This window comes from Muricauda sp. SCSIO 65647 (assembly GCF_021534965.1).
In the GTDB taxonomy this organism is placed as follows: domain Bacteria; phylum Bacteroidota; class Bacteroidia; order Flavobacteriales; family Flavobacteriaceae; genus Flagellimonas_A.
The window spans coordinates 2583768-2598584 of sequence record NZ_CP091037.1; the positions used below are offsets into that span (position 1 = coordinate 2583768).

Genomic DNA, 14817 nt, shown 5'->3' on the forward strand with positions numbered 1-14817 from the left:
ATTATGGCATTATCGAAGACCGAAAGAAAGATACGCATCCGCAGAAGGATCAGAAAGGTTTCCTTTGGTACGGCTGAACGGCCCAGATTGTCAGTTTTCCGTAGCAACAAAGAAATCTATGCCCAATTGATCGATGATAACAAAGGAGTCACTTTGGCCGCTGCATCATCAAGGGATAAGGATATCGAGGCAAAGGGAACCAAAACTGAAATTGCCAATGCCGTGGGAAAGGCCATTGCAGAGAAAGCCAAAAAAGCAGGTATCGAAACCATAGCTTTCGATAGGGGCGGAAACCTCTATCATGGCAGAGTTAAATCATTGGCCGAAGGTGCCAGGGAAGCAGGACTTAAATTCTAAATCAATATGTACCAGAAATACAAAAACGTAGAATTAGTAAAACCGGGTGGTTTAGAATTGAAAGACCGTCTTGTTGGTGTTCAACGGGTGACCAAAGTGACCAAAGGTGGTCGGGCATTCGGTTTTTCGGCGATTGTTGTCGTCGGAGATGAAAATGGTGTCGTTGGCCACGGATTGGGTAAATCGAAAGAAGTTGCCACCGCTATAGCGAAGGCCGTTGAAGATGCCAAGAAGAATTTGGTGAGAATACCTATCAACAAAGGTACCATTCCCCATCAGCAGAAAGGTAAGTATGGTGGTGCAAGGGTATATATTCAGCCAGCTTCTGAGGGTACAGGGGTTATTGCCGGTGGTGCGGTACGTGCAGTACTGGAAGCCGTTGGTGTACACGATGTACTTTCAAAGTCACAAGGTTCCTCGAACCCCCACAATGTGGTAAAGGCCACTTTTGATGCGCTACTGCAATTGAGGGATGCCGCAACGGTCGCCAAGCAACGGGGAATCAGTTTAGAAAAAGTATTCAAAGGATAATTTGTTGGGAAATGGCAAAGATTAGAGTAAAACAAGTAAGAAGTGCCATCAAACGGCCAAAAGATCAAAAAAGGACTCTTGAGGCATTGGGGTTAAGAAAAATTGGTCAGGTGGTCGAGCATGAAGACACGCCCAATATCCTTGGAATGGTAAATAAAGTAAAACACTTGGTTTCCACAGAGGAAGCTTAAATGATTGGTAAAAATGGATTTGAGTAATCTAAAACCGGCAGAAGGTTCAAAAAATAGGCCAGGCAAACGTCTTGGGAGAGGAGAAGGCTCCGGAAAAGGGGGTACTTCAAGCCGTGGACACAAAGGCGCGAAATCAAGATCGGGATATTCAAAAAAGATTGGATTCGAAGGTGGGCAAATGCCTTTACAGAGACGAGTTCCCAAATTCGGCTTTACCAATATCAACAGAAAAGAATACCAGGGCATCAATTTAGACAAGTTGCAGCGCTTGGTAGATGAAAAGGGGGTCAAAGGTGAGGTGACCTTTGATACATTGGTCGAACATCGTTTGGCTCGAAAGAATGATTTGGTAAAGATTTTGGGAGGAGGGGAACTTAAGGCAAAACTTAAGGTATCGGCACATAAGTTCACCGCATCGGCCAAAGAAGCCATCGAAAAAGCAGGAGGAGAAGCCATCACGCTGTAAGCTAAGAGTACATGAAGAGATTTATTGAGACCATATCGAATATTTGGAAGATTGAAGAACTGAAGAGACGTATTATTGTCACTTTGGGCCTGTTGTTGGTATACCGCTTCGGTGCCCAAGTTGTGCTTCCAGGTATTGACACCTCTCAATTAGCTGAATTGACCTCTAGTACAGAACAAGGCATTTTGGGCATTTTGAATGCATTTACCGGTGGGGCCTTTGCCAATGCATCGGTTTTTGCCTTGGGCATCATGCCTTATATTTCTGCATCGATCGTAGTGCAGTTGATGAGTATTGCGATACCCTATTTGCAGAAACTAGATAAAGAGGGTGAAAGTGGTCGAAAGACCAAAAACCAGATTACCCGTTGGTTGACCATTGGTATCTGTATTGTTCAGGCACCGGCTTATCTCTATGGATTGGAAGCTTTGGGCGTGCCCAATAGTGCTTTTATCTTGGGTAAAGGTCTTGATTTCATAATTCCAGCGGTAATTATTTTGGTAACAGGTTGTGTGTTTGCCATGTGGTTGGGTGAAAAAATTACCGATAAAGGTATTGGCAATGGTATTTCATTGTTGATCATGATCGGTATCATCGCGACCATGCCCCAATCATTCGTACAAGAGTTCATTTCGAGAACGACCAATAATACAGGTGGCTTGATGTTCATCTTGATTGAATTGATTATTTGGTTCTTGGTCATTTTGGCCAGTGTGCTTTTGGTCATGGCCGTACGCAGGGTGCCCGTTCAATATGCTAGAAGAACAGCTTCCGGGGGTTATGAAAAGAACATTATGGGCTCCCGTCAATATATTCCCTTGAAGTTGAATGCCTCAGGGGTGATGCCCATCATTTTCGCACAGGCGATAATGTTTGCTCCGAGTTTATTGGGGCGCACATTCAACAGTACGGCAGTGGGGCAATGGATGGAAGTTCAGTTCGCTGATATTTTCGGCTTGGCGTATAACATACTATTCGCGGTGTTGATTATCATATTCACCTACTTCTACACGGCCATTACGGTTCCTACGAACAAGATGGCCGATGATTTGAAGAGAAGTGGTGGCTTTATACCGGGTATCCGTCCAGGAAAGGAAACGGGAGATTTTTTAGACAAGATAATGTCATTGATCACTTTTCCAGGATCGGTATTTTTGGCCGCCTTGGCAGTTTTACCGGCCGTGGTCGTGAAATTGATGGACGTTCAACCTGGTTGGGCGCTGTTTTATGGCGGTACCTCGCTCTTGATCATGGTGGGTGTGGCCATCGACACGGTACAACAGGTTAATTCGTACCTGCTTAATAGGCATTATGACGGTTTAATGAAAACCGGTAAAAATAGAAAAGTAGCATAATTGGACGATAGTCTTTAGTCGTTGGCTCAATAGAGTTTAAAATTCAGCTAACGACTAGGTACTAACAATTAAAGACTAGAAAAAGAATGGCAAAGCAGCCAGCAATAGAACAAGATGGTACAATTATAGAGGCATTGTCAAATGCAATGTTTCGAGTTGAATTGGAAAACGGTCACATCGTAACTGCCCATATCTCGGGAAAGATGAGGATGCACTACATCAAGTTGCTTCCCGGTGACAAGGTAAAGCTTGAGATGAGCCCATACGATTTGACCAAAGCAAGAATTACATATAGATACTAGAGCTGTTATGAAAGTTAGGGCATCAATAAAGAAAAGAAGTGCAGAATGCAAAATTGTTCGCAGAAAGGGCAGACTGTACGTGATCAACAAGAAGAATCCTAGATTCAAACAAAGACAAGGATAAAGAGTAGACGTTAGACGTTGGATTTTTAGATGTTAGATAGAAATAAGTGAACAACAAACCCATTTCAACAACACTAATAACCAATGCCTAACAACTAATAATTAAATATATGGCAAGAATCGCAGGGGTTGACATACCCAAACAAAAGCGTGGCGTAATTTCGCTCACTTACATTTATGGAATCGGCAAGAGCCGTGCAAAAGAGATTTTGGAAAAAGCCCAAGTAAGTGAAGATACCAAGGTGTCTGCTTGGAACGATGATGAAATCGGCCGTATTCGTGAGGCAGTATCAGCCTATACCATAGAAGGTGAGTTACGTTCTGAAACCCAATTGAACATCAAGCGTTTGATGGATATCGGTTGTTACCGTGGCATTCGCCATAGATCAGGATTGCCATTGAGGGGCCAGCGCACCAAAAACAACTCTAGAACACGAAAAGGAAAACGGAAAACAGTTGCCAACAAGAAGAAAGCAACTAAATAATAATTTGGATATCAGTCTTTAGTAGTTAGCTGTTAGATGAATCTGCTTGAAATAGAAATGTTTAGGATTCTAACAACTATAAACTAACAACTACAAACTAAAAATATGGCAAAAACAAACACTAAGACAACAAAGAAAAGAAAGGTAGTCATTGATGCTACCGGTGAGGCGCACATCACTGCCTCGTTCAATAATATCATCATTTCTTTGACCAACAAAAAAGGCGATGTTATCTCTTGGTCATCAGCAGGTAAAATGGGTTTTAGGGGCTCTAAAAAAAATACCCCTTATGCGGCCCAGATAGCCGCTGAAGAATGTGCCAAAACGGCCCATGAAGCTGGTTTGAGAAAAGTGAAGGTCTATGTGAAAGGGCCTGGCAATGGTAGGGAATCTGCCATTAGAACCATTCACAATTCGGGCATTGAGGTGACTGAGATTATTGATGTGACCCCACTACCGCACAATGGTTGTAGGCCTCCAAAAAGAAGAAGAGTTTAACAATTATTTCATAATAACCTGTCCGCCGAAGGTGGATATCTCACGGAAGCGCAGCAAAGATTATCGAAGGATAAGCCTTAATTCATAATCGCACTTTCAAAAACTAAGAAGATGGCAAGATACACAGGACCAAAAACAAAAATCGCACGAAAGTTCGGAGAAGCGATATTCGGAGACGACAAGTCATTCGAAAAAAAGAACTACCCTCCCGGTCAGCACGGTAACAATCGTCGCCGAGGGAAAAAATCAGAGTATGCAATCCAGTTGATGGAGAAGCAAAAGGCCAAATACACGTACGGCATACTTGAAAGACAATTTAGAAACCTATTTTCCCAAGCAAAACGTCGTGAAGGCGTTACCGGTGAGGTTTTACTCCAATTATGTGAATCAAGATTAGACAATGTGGTTTACAGAATGGGGCTATCTCCTTCAAGAAGGGGCGCACGACAATTGGTTTCGCACCGCCATATCACGGTAAATGGCGAGGTGGTGAACATTCCATCGTACACGTTACGACCAGGTGATGTGGTCGGTGTTCGCGAGAAGTCAAAATCTGTTCAATCGATCCAAAACTCATTGGATGCGAACAGTTCGGTCTATGAGTGGATTACCTGGAACCCAGAAAAGAAGGAAGGTACGTTCGTATCGGTCCCTGAAAGACTTCAAATTCCAGAGAACATCAAAGAACAATTAATCGTCGAGTTATACTCCAAATAATACAACACGTATCCTATTATGGCATTACTTAATTTTCAGAAGCCCGATAAAGTTATAATGATAGACTCAACAGATTTCGAAGGGAAATTCGAATTTCGCCCTTTGGAACCTGGTTATGGTCTTACCGTCGGCAATGCGCTTCGACGGGTGTTACTTTCCTCATTGGAAGGTTTTGCGATTACATCGGTACGAATCGATGGTGTTGAGCACGAGTTTTCGGTAATTCCCGGTGTTGTTGAAGATGTGACCGAAATTATCTTGAACCTGAAACAGGTACGTTTCAAGCGTCAGATAGATGATGTTGAAAGCGAAACGGTAGCTGTTTCCGTTAGTGGAAAAGACCAATTGACCGCCGGTGATTTTCAGAAGTTCATTTCTGGCTATCAAGTATTGAACCCTGACTTGGTCATCTGCAATATGGATTCAAAAGTATCCATCAATCTTGAGGTGATCATTGAAAAGGGCCGGGGTTATGTTCCTGCAGAAGAGAACAAAAAATCGAATGCACCTTTGGGTACCATCGCTGTCGATTCTGTGTTTACCCCTGTAAAGAATGTGAAGTACAGTATCGAAAACTTCAGGGTCGAGCAAAAGACCGACTATGAAAAGTTGGTTTTTGAAATTGCCACTGATGGTTCGATTCACCCTAAAGATGCTTTGACCGAGGCTGCCAAAGTGTTGATTCATCATTTCATGTTGTTCTCTGATGAGCGTATTACCCTTGAGGCCGATGAGATTGCCCAAACAGAGACCTATGATGAAGAATCATTGCATATGCGCCAGTTGTTGAAGACCAAATTGGTCGATATGGATCTTTCTGTCCGAGCCCTTAATTGTTTGAAGGCGGCAGAGGTCGATACGCTGGGTGATTTGGTGTCATTCAATAAAAATGACCTGATGAAGTTCAGAAACTTTGGTAAAAAATCTTTGACCGAGTTGGAAGAGTTGGTTATCAACAAAGGACTCCAATTTGGTATGGATCTGAGCAAATATAAATTGGATAAGGACTAATAATCATATTTTGCTCCTCTGACGATAGGCGTTAGAGTCTGGTAGCAAGATGATAACATAGAAAAATGAGACACGGAAAGAAATTCAATCATTTAGGAAGAACGGCCGCCCATCGAAAGGCGATGTTGGCCAATATGGCATGTTCTCTAATCGAACATAAGCGAATCAATACCACCGTTGCGAAAGCGAAGGCGTTGAAGCAATTCATCGAACCCTTGATTACGAAGTCAAAAGGCGAGAATAATCAAACGGCCGAAAAGGGCATGCATAACCGAAGAATTGTTTTCAGCAATCTACGTAACAAGTACGCCGTGACCGAATTGTTTGGTACGGTGGCAGAAAAAGTAGGTGACCGACCTGGAGGTTATACCCGAATCATTAAATTGGGTAACCGATTGGGTGACAATGCTGATATGGCAATGATAGAACTGGTCGATTTCAACGAGCTTTACAATGCAGGTAAGCCTAAAAAGAAATCAACAAGAAGAAGCAGAAGAGGTGGTGGAAAGAAAACCGAAGCAGCAGCACCTGTTGAAACACAAAAAGCTGATGATTCAGAAGAATAAGATGTTGAAGAATTTATTGATAACAAGAAAAGGATACGCTGAAAACGTATCCTTTTTTTATGTTTTTTTGTAAAATTTTTATCCGCAAATGAAATACCAAGAAAGAAAAAAAGCACTTGTATTATTGGAAGACGGAACCATCTTTTATGGTAAAGCCGTAGGCGATAAGGAAGGAACGGCCTATGGCGAGGTCTGTTTCAATACAGGCATGACGGGTTACCAAGAAATTTTTACCGACCCTTCGTACTTTGGTCAATTGATGGTCACCACCAATGCCCACATCGGCAACTATGGTACCCATGGTGATGAGGTCGAATCAGATTCCATTAAAATTGCAGGACTGATCTGTAAGAACTTTAGCTATAACTATTCAAGACCTGCCGCCAATAGAAGTTTGGAGGATTTTCTAAGTGAAAACAACCTCTTGGCCATTTCTGATGTCGATACCCGCGCGCTGGTGAGCTATATTCGCGATAATGGCGCCATGAACGCTTTGATTTCAACCGAAGTGGATGATGTGGCAAAATTGAAAAAAGACCTGAAAAAGGTGCCTAGCATGAAGGGGTTGGAGCTTGCCTCAAAAGTTTCCACCAAAAAACCTTATTTCTATGGTGATGAAAAGGCCAAGTACAGAATTTCGGCCCTTGACATCGGTATCAAGAAAAATATTCTCAGAAATTTGGCCAAACGTGATGCATACATAAAGGTGTTCCCATACACTGCCACTATCAAAGAAATGCAAGATTTTGAACCGGACGGGTATTTCATTTCAAACGGGCCCGGTGATCCAGAGCCATTGACAGAACCCATTGATACGACCAAAGAAATATTAAAGACCAACAAGCCCTTGTTCGGTATCTGTCTCGGCCACCAAGTGTTGGCCTTGGCCAATGGCGTATCTACCTATAAAATGCACCATGGGCACCGTGGTATCAATCATCCCATCTTAAATTTAATGACAGGCAAGGGAGAGATTACCTCACAGAACCATGGTTTTGCCATCAATCGTGAAGAAACAGAGGCCAACCCAGATTTGGAAATCACCCATACCCATCTCAATGACCAAACCGTAGCCGGTATCAAGATGAAGTACAAGAACGTGTTTTCGGTGCAATATCACCCAGAGGCCAGCCCTGGGCCACATGATGCCGACTATCTGTTCGACCAGTTCTTTGAAGCTATAAAGGCTAGCCAAAACTAAAACGTTGTAGTTTATTTTTGGTTATTTTTCAGCGTTTTTATGACCATTATCATGAAGCTTAAAGCAAGGCCTTTTGTATCTTCGTCGCATTAAATTCCAACTGTAAAGAGAAAAAAAATGAGCATCATTATCAATATCCATGCAAGACAGATTTTAGACTCACGTGGTAATCCTACGGTAGAGGTCGATGTAGTAACGGAAAATGGTATTTTAGGAAGGGCCGCCGTACCATCAGGGGCTTCCACAGGAGAGCACGAGGCCGTTGAACTTCGAGATGGAGGAAAGTCTTTCATGGGCAAGGGTGTTTCAAAAGCGGTCGACAATGTCAATACTGTCATTGCTGAAGAATTGGTAGGGGTCTCGGTTTTTGAACAGAACCATATCGATGAGACCATGATCGCATTGGATGGTACCCCGAACAAATCAAAGTTGGGCGCCAATGCTATTTTAGGCGTTTCACTTGCCGTTGCAAAAGCTGCGGCCAACGAGTTGGGCATGCCCCTTTATCGTTATGTGGGCGGGGTCAGTGCCAATACATTGCCTGTTCCCATGATGAATATCATCAATGGGGGATCCCACTCAGATGCCCCAATTGCTTTTCAAGAATTTATGGTGATGCCCGTAAAGGCAAAAGATTTCAGCCATGCCATGCAGATGGGCACAGAGATATTCCATAATCTGAAAAAAGTATTGCACGGTAGAGGGTTGAGCACTGCTGTCGGTGATGAGGGTGGTTTTGCCCCAACACTTGACGGCACTGAAGATGCACTCGACACCATCGCCAAAGCCGTCGAACAGGCAGGCTACAAATTTGGTGATGAGGTCATGATCGCCTTAGATTGTGCCTCTGCCGAATTCTATGAGGATGGAAAATATGACTACACCAAGTTTGAGGGTGACAAAGGTGCGGTGAGAACCTCGGCAGAACAGGCCGAGTATCTGGCCGAGCTTTGCTCGAAATATCCCATCATCTCCATTGAGGATGGTATGGATGAAAACGATTGGGACGGCTGGAGGCTATTGACGGAAAAAGTAGGCGATAGTGTACAATTGGTGGGCGATGATCTATTTGTGACCAATGTGGAAAGACTTTCGCGAGGTATCGAAAATGGTATTGCCAATTCAATATTGATCAAAGTAAACCAGATAGGTACCTTGAGCGAGACCATTGCTGCAGTGAACATGGCCAAGAATGCGGGCTATACTTCAGTCATGTCGCATCGTTCTGGTGAAACAGAAGACAATACCATCGCCGATTTAGCGGTAGCGTTGAACACGGGCCAAATCAAAACGGGTTCTGCTTCGCGCAGCGACCGTATGGCCAAGTACAACCAACTGCTCCGTATCGAGGAAGAATTGGGCGATGTGGCCTATTATCCGCAAGAGAAGGCGTTCAAGGTGAAGTAACACCCGCTGATATCTTAATTGTAAACGAAAAACCACTGGTCGATCCAGTGGTTTTTTTGTTCAGTCAAAAGTGTAGACTATCCCGTTGGTCCAAGTGTATTGGGTTTGGGGTATATCTGATGGAGGAAAGGCATCAAACAGTAGACTAAAGGTTGATCTAAACCCTAATCCTTTAAATATTTCAAAGGCCAGGGAGGTCTCACTTGAAATTCTATAATCACGAAATGCAGAAAGCCTTGGCTGATAATAAGTGGTGCTGACCACCGAAACTTGACTGGAAGGATACAAACTGAAAGATAAGTACGCACTTCCCCTGATATCCCTATTTATATTGGTGCCAAAGGTCTCCGTAGATTTCTCATACTCGTACATGACCAATGTGCCCATATAAAATTTAAACTCTTCTGAAGTCCCGAACTTAAATCTTGGACCGGTACCCATAAGACCTCTGAAGTCAATATTTGAAATCGCGTCATATTGTGATTGAGTAAAAAACTCCCATGCCATTTTTGGCTTGAACTTGTAGTTGTAGCGTAGATGTATGGTGCCGCTGTTCACAAATTTACTGCTATCGAGTTGTTGAAAATTCAGATTGGTGACCACCAAGAACAGATTTTTTTTGTTTTGATACTGTAAATGTGTTCTATTGGTGATCTTGAAGATGTCGTTCCTATTTTTTATAAGACTTAAGTCAACGCCCACATTACCTGACCATTTAGAGGTGTCCGTCACCTTTCGCAACGACTCTACATTGACGATTTGGCCTTGGGCCTGTAGTGCGACGAAGACCACGATTATGAGTGTTTTCAATCTATACATAACAGATGTTTTAGAAAAATTCCCCTGAAATATAGACCAACTGGTTATATCTAGGGGAATCAAAAAAGGAGTCTTACATTAAATCTTCAACGACATCGATCCCCTCCTTCACTACATTGACCGTACTGTTCAGTGATTGCAGCACGTATTCATGGCCTTTCCAAGTGAGTCGTGTGGGCAATTCCCTATTTTGGGGGTTCATGCCCGTTTTGATAAAATCGGCATCTTTCAACAATTGAATATGGTAGTCGACGGTCTTTTGCGAATAGCCCTTTATTTTAAAATTGGCCGGGGCTTCCCCACCGTTATATTCTGATTTTTCTATTTTACGGATGATTTCCGTAATGCACAACATATCTCTCCTCATTCCATCTGGCTTTATCTTAGACAAATCGATCTATTCTTGAATAGTCTTTGGTGTCGGAGTGGGTATTTCCTCTTTCTGGAAGCCTTTGGCAATCAAATAACTTCCGTAGATCAGAAACTGCATACCCATGAAAATGGTTATCGAAAGTACCCCGATCAAAGGTTTGAATATGATGATACCACCAAATAAAATCGAAAATATGCCCATGATGAGGAGTACCCACCATTTTTTGAACCTCAATTTTTTGAGTCCCAAAGAAAGACCAGATTCCATCATACCTATGGCGACCGTCCAGGCGCCAATAAAGACCACCAATAAAGGGGCCGTCAAAGCAGGGTAGAACAGCAGTGCACCGCCCAATAGAATATCCAAAATGCCCAATGCCAATGTCCACCCCCACTTGTTGTACAGTTTTCTGACACTGATGCTTCCAATCACGAAGATTATACCCGTTAAGAGGGTCAAAAACCCAATTACCGATGTCAGGCCCATCAACGAGGCCAACGGATTTCTAAATATCAATACCGCAATGATGATGAACAAAACTCCGCGTAAAAGGTACATCCACCAATTTTTTCTTTTAGTATTCATTTTTTCTTTTTTAAGTAGTTGTGTTTTTGATTAAACTTTTGGTGGGTATTTTGACACAATGGCCCTTACCGCCTCGTCAATGGTCTTTTGCATATCTTCTTGCTTGCCAGTGATGACACCTGTGGCAAGGCCCCTCCATACCAGATTCTTTGTTGATGCATCAACAATGTCAATGATCAAAGTGCCCTGCTCATACTCTTTTATGTAGGTATCTAAGTGTGTCATGCCCCCATATTGTTGATCGCGATACGTGGTTCTGGTGATGCTTTTTGACTCATGGCTGTCCAACACGAAAAAGTTGATGTACAGGTCAGGTGTTTCGGTTTCTTCCAAGCCCTTGTTTTTCAATTGTTCGTGAATTGAGTTTTCAAAGGTTCTTTTGTTCTCGGTACTGTAATTATCGTGTGTGTCTGAAACGGAAACTTCATTTAAAAACTTATAGGAACTATAAGAATTGAAGTTGGCTTCTTTGTCGTATTCGACCACTGTCTGCAAATTTTTGATGGAATTGCAGCTGACCATCAGCAGTAGGGCCGGTACTATGACCACCACCCAATTGATTATTCTTGTTTTCATGATTTCTGGTTTTTTAGTGTTAGTGAAAAACATCCCCGTTTTTTCGGGGATGCATTTTTGTGATTACGAGATTTCCTTCAAAAAATGATCTACTTCCTCTAGGGCCTGTGCCCTTGATTTGCCAAGTCTTTCTTGCAAAAGACCGACCAATCGTGTTTTACTACCATTGATTTTGTCAGCATCGTTCTCTGTGATGATGCCCCAATACTTTTGCATTTTTCCTTTAAGTTGGTTCCATTCTCCGGCAGAGGCCATGTTGTCATAGCGTGCCTGAAGTTTGGCTACTTCCTTTCGTGCCTCTTCAATTGAATGGCCGTAACGTTGCTGCAGAAGACCTTCGAGTTTCTTGGCATCACCTGCTATCTGGTCAAGTTCATTGTGGGTCAATTTGCCCCATGTTTTTTGAGCCTCTCCTTTAAGCTCATTCCAATACCCATTTAAAATTTCACTCATAACTTTTGGTTTTAATGATTACTATTAGTGATTTGTTGATAATGTTTTTGTTCGAACCTTGTTCATTAATTTTGATTCAGTCGATGAATTGTCTTAAAAACCGATTGATCTCTTCCATAGCTTGTTCTCTTGACCTGCCATTTTTCTTGATCATATGCAACAATCTTGTTCTACTGCAATGAATGTGCTCTATATCGCTCATCTTTAGGTCAGGCCAAAATTTTGGCAATTGTTCTTTAAGCTGGTCACAAGCTGTCAAAAATGCCAGATTATCATATCTCTGAACAAGGGCGATAATTTGTTTTTTGCTTTCCCATACACTGTGGCCATATTTTTTCTGTATCAATTTTTCGAGTTTGACGATATTGCCGGCAACTTGATCAAGATCTGATAGGGTTAATCTTTCCCAGGTTATTAGGGCTTCCCATTTAAGGTCTTCCCAATACTCTTCCAATAAATGGTTCATTCATTCTTCGTTTTACAGGTATTGCTGTATTGTTCAATATTTTTTTGTTTCATCCCGAGAATGTCCCTGAGCTGTATAAGTCCGCGCAGGCCCATGCCCATTTGATTCTTGAAATAGCGTATCTCAGGATTTTTTCTGAGTAGTTTTAAAGCGATGAGCAACATTGAAAATTGATCAGATTCCAAATGTTTGCGAAAATCGTTGGGGTTTTTCCAGATACTGAAGAATGAAAAAATGTTTTCGTTCTCGAGATGTTGATAGATTTCAAATTCTTCACAGTTGTACTTTTCTTTTGATTTTATGGCTACCTCTTGCATGATTTTTAGAAATTCATTCCTTTTGTTTTCCCTTACCTCTACTTTGGCCATTAGTACTGTCATTCATTATTTTTTTGACAACACACCCTTGCCAATTGGTATGCCAAATAGCATCAATTGTTTTAACTGTTTGATAAACAGAATTTTAAATATTGAATTGAGTTGTGATTTCTTGTAAGGAAACCGTGATATATAGTGGTTTCCGCGATATTTAGCGGAAAATTCTAAAAGAAGAAAAAGCTGTTTTTAGATAGGGTGATGGCCTTAGGCGGAAAGTTCTTTCTTAAGCCCAAGTTTCAACATTCTAGAGCGTAGGGTACTGGGGTTGAGCCCCAAAACGTGGCTTGCCCCACTTTGGCCTTCGATTTTCCAATTACAGGCATTCAACACTTTGAGGATGTAATTTTTTTCAACGTCTTGTAACGAACCGCTCAATTGTTCGGGTGCCGGTTTTGATTTTATTAGCGCATCTTTCAGGCTCAGTATATTGCCCTGCGAAGTGATTACGGCCCGTTCGACGATATTTTCCAACTCCCTTATATTGCCCGGCCAATAGTGTTGCTTTAGTTTAGAGACGAAGCCATCGGGAATCGTATCTATCGATTTACCAATTTTTTTTCCTGTTTTGCTTACAAACTGGCGCACCAAAAAGGGAATATCCTCCATACGCTCCCGTAATGGTGGTACCTCAACAGGAAAAACATTTAATCGGTAGTAGAGGTCTTGCCTAAAATTTCCGGCTTCAACCTCTTTCAACAAATCTCTATTGGTAGCCGCAATGACCCTAACATTTACGTTCATGGTCTTTGGGTTGCCGATACGTTCGAATTCGCCCTCTTGTAGCACTCTTAGCAGTTTTACCTGAAGTTCTAGGGGCATTTCACCGATTTCATCCAAAAAAATGGTGCCCTTGTGGGCCATTTCAAATCGCCCGATGTGTTGGTTGATGGCCCCGGTAAAGGCCCCTTTTTCATGTCCGAATAGTTCGCTCTCAATGAGGTAGGTAGGTAAGGCTGCACAATTGACTTTGATCAGTGGTCGATCACTTCGTGCGCTATTTTTATGTACTGCCCTGGCTATCAGTTCTTTTCCCGTGCCAGTTTCGCCCAATATCAAGACAGTGCTATCGGTAGGGGCTACTTGCTCAACCTTTTTGAGCGTTTTTTTGAGAGAGCCGCTCTTACCGATGATCTCATCAAAATTATGTTCTATCTTGATTTCTTCTTGCAGGTATTCGCTTTCATTTTTGTATTGGTTTTTGAGAACTTCCAATTGCCGGTGCGCTTCGGCCAATTCTTCTTGATTTTTTTTGCGCATGAGTGCATTGGCAAAAATCTCCCCTATCAATTTCAATCGACTGATATACTTGGCCGACCAATCAATTTTTTTGGTGTACGAATCAAAGCCAAGGGCACCGATGAGCTTTTCATCGATTATCAGGGCAGAGTATAGAATGGACTGCACCCCAAAGTCTTTCATGAATTTTTTTATGTTCTTGCCTTCTCGGGGCAGTGAGTCAACATCACTGATACATACCATGCCATGATTGAAAATCTCGCTCATGACATAAGGGAATTCACTCATGGGAATTTCCCTGAAATCTTCATGGGTTATAAAAGATTCCAAGGCAGGCTTGGCATAGAAATGCGTGGTCGAAGACAATCCCGTTTCTTCCGAATAACTGTTCAAACAACTATAATCAACATCCATGAACTCGGTCAAGAACCTTAACGACCTGTTGATTTCGGCATCAATTTTATCTGGGGGAAGGTTAATAAACCTAGTTGAGAATTGAGAAATCAACTTCTCGAATTTAAACTGTTGCTCTAGGCGTTCAGTTGCCGAAGATTTATGTGACCCCGCAGATACCATTTCTAAATAAATGTACGCTTTATTTTTTATTCCTGTGAATCATTTTGGTGTATCACATTGTCGTACAATAAGTTGTGAGTCATTTTTTCGTGGCAGCGCTTCATTTTCCAAAAAATATAGATTGCGTTACCTTTTGATAACATCAA

At 42.2% G+C, this 14817-nt stretch carries 22 protein-coding genes; 14 read left to right on the forward strand and 8 right to left on the reverse strand.

The features are described from left to right. Window positions 1–3: 3 nt before the first annotated feature. The 14 genes from rplR to eno all read left to right on the forward strand — a co-directional run bounded on the left by rplR (window position 4) and on the right by eno (window position 9210). Window positions 4–357 (forward strand): 50S ribosomal protein L18, encoded by a 354-nt coding sequence (gene rplR / locus L0P89_RS11445; protein ID WP_235265231.1) that lies wholly within the window; start codon window positions 4–6, stop codon window positions 355–357. 6 nt (window positions 358–363) lie between these two features. After that, window positions 364–888, forward strand: coding sequence for a 30S ribosomal protein S5 (gene rpsE, locus L0P89_RS11450; protein ID WP_235265232.1), 525 nt, complete (start codon window positions 364–366; stop codon window positions 886–888). A gap of 11 nt (window positions 889–899) precedes the next feature. Next, on the forward strand, window positions 900–1079 hold the full coding sequence (gene rpmD, locus L0P89_RS11455; protein ID WP_235265233.1) for a 50S ribosomal protein L30: 180 nt from the start codon (window positions 900–902) through the stop codon (window positions 1077–1079). A gap of 13 nt (window positions 1080–1092) precedes the next feature. Then, window positions 1093–1545, forward strand: a complete 453-nt coding sequence (rplO, locus tag L0P89_RS11460) for a 50S ribosomal protein L15 (protein ID WP_235265234.1) — start codon at window positions 1093–1095, stop codon at window positions 1543–1545. Between the two features lie 11 nt (window positions 1546–1556). Further along, window positions 1557–2900, forward strand: coding sequence for a preprotein translocase subunit SecY (gene secY / locus L0P89_RS11465; RefSeq protein ID WP_235265235.1), 1344 nt, complete (start codon window positions 1557–1559; stop codon window positions 2898–2900). An 86-nt stretch (window positions 2901–2986) separates the two neighbouring features. Then, window positions 2987–3202 (forward strand): translation initiation factor IF-1, encoded by a 216-nt coding sequence (gene infA, locus L0P89_RS11470; protein ID WP_010519234.1) that lies wholly within the window; start codon window positions 2987–2989, stop codon window positions 3200–3202. A gap of 7 nt (window positions 3203–3209) precedes the next feature. Further along, complete coding sequence (gene ykgO, locus L0P89_RS11475; protein ID WP_013621733.1) at window positions 3210–3326, forward strand: type B 50S ribosomal protein L36; 117 nt, start codon at window positions 3210–3212, stop codon at window positions 3324–3326. Window positions 3327–3435: 109 nt separating this feature from the next. Continuing rightward, window positions 3436–3810, forward strand: a complete 375-nt coding sequence (gene rpsM, locus L0P89_RS11480; RefSeq protein ID WP_235265236.1) for a 30S ribosomal protein S13 — start codon at window positions 3436–3438, stop codon at window positions 3808–3810. A 105-nt stretch (window positions 3811–3915) separates the two neighbouring features. After that, entirely contained in the window at window positions 3916–4308 is a 393-nt protein-coding gene (rpsK, locus tag L0P89_RS11485; RefSeq protein WP_235265237.1) for a 30S ribosomal protein S11, read from the forward strand. Between the two features lie 111 nt (window positions 4309–4419). Then, complete coding sequence (gene rpsD / locus L0P89_RS11490) at window positions 4420–5025, forward strand: 30S ribosomal protein S4 (RefSeq protein WP_235265238.1); 606 nt, start codon at window positions 4420–4422, stop codon at window positions 5023–5025. Window positions 5026–5043: 18 nt separating this feature from the next. After that, window positions 5044–6036 carry a DNA-directed RNA polymerase subunit alpha gene (locus tag L0P89_RS11495; RefSeq protein WP_235265239.1) on the forward strand — a complete coding sequence of 331 codons (993 nt, stop codon included), beginning with the start codon at window positions 5044–5046 and terminating at the stop codon, window positions 6034–6036. 65 nt (window positions 6037–6101) lie between these two features. Further along, complete coding sequence (gene rplQ / locus L0P89_RS11500) at window positions 6102–6602, forward strand: 50S ribosomal protein L17 (RefSeq protein ID WP_235265240.1); 501 nt, start codon at window positions 6102–6104, stop codon at window positions 6600–6602. A gap of 88 nt (window positions 6603–6690) precedes the next feature. After that, window positions 6691–7803, forward strand: a complete 1113-nt coding sequence (carA, locus tag L0P89_RS11505) for a glutamine-hydrolyzing carbamoyl-phosphate synthase small subunit (RefSeq protein WP_235265241.1) — start codon at window positions 6691–6693, stop codon at window positions 7801–7803. Between the two features lie 117 nt (window positions 7804–7920). After that, window positions 7921–9210: a phosphopyruvate hydratase gene (gene eno, locus L0P89_RS11510; protein WP_235265242.1), complete on the forward strand. Its 1290-nt coding sequence runs from the start codon at window positions 7921–7923 to the stop codon at window positions 9208–9210. A 60-nt stretch (window positions 9211–9270) separates the two neighbouring features. On the opposite strand, the gene L0P89_RS11515 is transcribed toward eno, so the two are convergent. The 8 genes from L0P89_RS11515 to L0P89_RS11550 form a co-directional block, all read right to left on the reverse strand. Next, window positions 9271–10029: a DUF481 domain-containing protein gene (locus L0P89_RS11515; RefSeq protein ID WP_235265243.1), complete on the reverse strand. Its 759-nt coding sequence runs from the start codon at window positions 10027–10029 to the stop codon at window positions 9271–9273. Window positions 10030–10102: 73 nt separating this feature from the next. Beyond that, entirely contained in the window at window positions 10103–10396 is a 294-nt protein-coding gene (locus tag L0P89_RS11520; protein ID WP_235265244.1) for a DUF2513 domain-containing protein, read from the reverse strand. A 30-nt stretch (window positions 10397–10426) separates the two neighbouring features. Beyond that, window positions 10427–10987, reverse strand: a complete 561-nt coding sequence (locus tag L0P89_RS11525) for an HdeD family acid-resistance protein (RefSeq protein WP_235265245.1) — start codon at window positions 10985–10987, stop codon at window positions 10427–10429. A 30-nt stretch (window positions 10988–11017) separates the two neighbouring features. Continuing rightward, a complete protein-coding gene (locus L0P89_RS11530) occupies window positions 11018–11563 on the reverse strand; it encodes a DUF4136 domain-containing protein (protein ID WP_235265246.1) in 546 nt (181 codons plus the stop codon). A 63-nt stretch (window positions 11564–11626) separates the two neighbouring features. After that, entirely contained in the window at window positions 11627–12016 is a 390-nt protein-coding gene (locus tag L0P89_RS11535; RefSeq protein WP_235265247.1) for a CsbD family protein, read from the reverse strand. Window positions 12017–12092: 76 nt separating this feature from the next. Beyond that, window positions 12093–12482 (reverse strand): hypothetical protein, encoded by a 390-nt coding sequence (locus L0P89_RS11540; RefSeq protein WP_235265248.1) that lies wholly within the window; start codon window positions 12480–12482, stop codon window positions 12093–12095. Next, on the reverse strand, window positions 12479–12862 hold the full coding sequence (locus L0P89_RS11545) for a putative quinol monooxygenase (protein ID WP_235265249.1): 384 nt from the start codon (window positions 12860–12862) through the stop codon (window positions 12479–12481). Before L0P89_RS11545 ends, L0P89_RS11540 begins: the two co-directional genes overlap by 4 nt. A gap of 201 nt (window positions 12863–13063) precedes the next feature. After that, window positions 13064–14671: a sigma 54-interacting transcriptional regulator gene (locus L0P89_RS11550; RefSeq protein ID WP_235265250.1), complete on the reverse strand. Its 1608-nt coding sequence runs from the start codon at window positions 14669–14671 to the stop codon at window positions 13064–13066. Between the last annotated feature and the right edge of the window lie 146 nt (window positions 14672–14817).